Below are 1,620 nucleotides of genomic sequence, written 5' to 3'. Positions count from 1 at the left end.
GGGCGACGCGTACGTGCTGTCAGTACCGGGTGACTACAGCGTGCCTGGCGTGACCGCCGATTCCATTCTCCCTCTGGCAGAAGGCGCCGCGCGACGCGCGATCGCGCTGGCCCCGACGCTCGGTGAGGCCTACGCGTCGCTGAGCCAAGTGCTCAAGAAGGTCCACCGTGACGCGGAAAACCTTGCCGCGTTCGAGCGTGGGATCGCGCTCAGCCCGGCCTACGCCACAGGGCACCAGTGGTTCAGCTACGGACTCGGTTCCAAGAGTCGATGGGACGAGAGCATTCGCGAGATGGAAACCGCGCACAAACTCGATCCGCTGGCTCACGTCATCACCTTGTCCTTAGCGATCGCCTACGACGGCGCAGAGCGGTTTGCCGACGCATCGCCGCTGTATGCGCAGGGACTCGTGCAGCAACCGCAGGCATGGTACGCGTGGAGGTTCCGTTTCTAGCACGAGCTCGCGCTGAAGCGGTACGACGAGGCGGCTGCCGCACTGCTCATGGCGCTCAAGGATCCGGCCTCGGACAGGTACGAGGACCTGGCTCGACTCGCGCCGCGTTGGATCAACCCCGGCACGCGCGCGGCCGCCACCGACTCGCTGATTGCCACCGGCCCAGTCATCGCAGCCCTCGCGCTCGCGCGCGCGATGCGCAGCGATAGCGTCGCGGTGGCCGTGGTGGAGCGCGCGGTGCGCGACCCCCGACAGGTGGAAGCGCGATCCGCGTGGGGGATGTACGCGCTTCTCGGCCCGTGCTTGCGTGTCGATCCCCGCCTGAATCCAGCGTTTCGCGCACTCGGCTACCCCGACGTCACCGCGAGCAAGTGACGTGACCGATCTCCGCACTCAAGCGCGCGAACGCAGGGAGTGATGAACTATGTCCTCCACTTGAACACTTGTCTTTAATACTGCATATTTTCTTCATACACTCATAAATTGAGGGTGTCGTGGCGGTCAACATCAAGAACGAACGGGTCGAGCGGCTCCTCGATGAGGTCGCGGCTATGACTGGTGAGACCAAGACGGAGGCCGTTCGCCGTGCCCTCGAGGAGCGCCGCGATCGCCTCGCGCGCAGCGCCACGGAGCTCAATCCGGTCGACCGTTTGCGTCGCGTGTTGGAACGCGAGATCTGGCCGAGCATTCCGGCCTCGGTTCGCGGCACGCGGTTAACGAAGGCGGAAGAAGAGCGCATCCTGGGCTACGGTCCGGACGGCGCATGATTCTCGATCGTTCGGCGCTGGTGGCCATTGTGCTACAGGAGCCAGACGCAGAACGATTGCTGGAACGCATGAGCGGCGCGACGCATCTCGCCATTGGCGCGGCCACGCTGCTTGAAACCGGCATCGTGTTGTCGGCACGACTCAACGTGGACGCGCGCGGACTGCTGGCCCGTCTCCTCCAGGAGAGTCGCATCACCGTGCTGCACGTGACGGAGGCGCATTTCGGGGTCGCGATGGACGCGTGGCTGCGCTACGGTCGGGGGCGCCATCGTGCGGCACTCAACTTCGGCGATTGCCTGTCGTACGCGATGTCGGTGGTGGCCGGGGAACCGTTGTTGTGCGTTGGTGACGACTTCCCGCAAACGGACTGTGTGCTCGCATGATCGCATCGGCATGAGC

Annotated in this window: 3 protein-coding genes and 1 pseudogene; all 4 read left to right on the top strand. The window is 64.9% G+C overall.

What is annotated here, in order from left to right:
* Window positions 1-454, top strand: a pseudogene (locus ACESNG_RS16735) (hypothetical protein); the annotation flags it as partial.
* A gap of 48 nt (window positions 455-502) precedes the next feature.
* Entirely contained in the window at window positions 503-829 is a 327-nt protein-coding gene (locus tag ACESNG_RS16730; RefSeq protein ID WP_373063350.1) for a hypothetical protein, read from the top strand.
* 119 nt (window positions 830-948) lie between these two features.
* Entirely contained in the window at window positions 949-1,221 is a 273-nt protein-coding gene (locus ACESNG_RS16725; protein WP_373063348.1) for a type II toxin-antitoxin system VapB family antitoxin, read from the top strand.
* Window positions 1,218-1,604, top strand: a complete 387-nt coding sequence (locus tag ACESNG_RS16720; protein ID WP_373063346.1) for a type II toxin-antitoxin system VapC family toxin — start codon at window positions 1,218-1,220, stop codon at window positions 1,602-1,604. The genes ACESNG_RS16725 and ACESNG_RS16720 overlap by 4 nt, the downstream gene beginning before the upstream one ends.
* The last annotated feature ends 16 nt before the right edge of the window (window positions 1,605-1,620 follow it).

Source organism: Gemmatimonas sp., assembly GCF_041689975.1.
In the GTDB taxonomy this organism is placed as follows: domain Bacteria; phylum Gemmatimonadota; class Gemmatimonadetes; order Gemmatimonadales; family Gemmatimonadaceae; genus Gemmatimonas.
Note: the sequence above shows the minus strand (reverse complement) of the source record. Positions and strands in the feature narration are given on the sequence as shown.

Bases quoted from the DNA above. Each gene is read 5' to 3' on its own strand.
- ACESNG_RS16730 (WP_373063350.1), top strand. From the start codon at position 503: ATGGCGCTCAAGGATCCGGCCTCGGACAGGTACGAGGACCTGGCTCGA.
- ACESNG_RS16720 (WP_373063346.1), top strand. From the start codon at position 1,218: ATGATTCTCGATCGTTCGGCGCTGGTGGCCATTGTGCTACAGGAGCCA.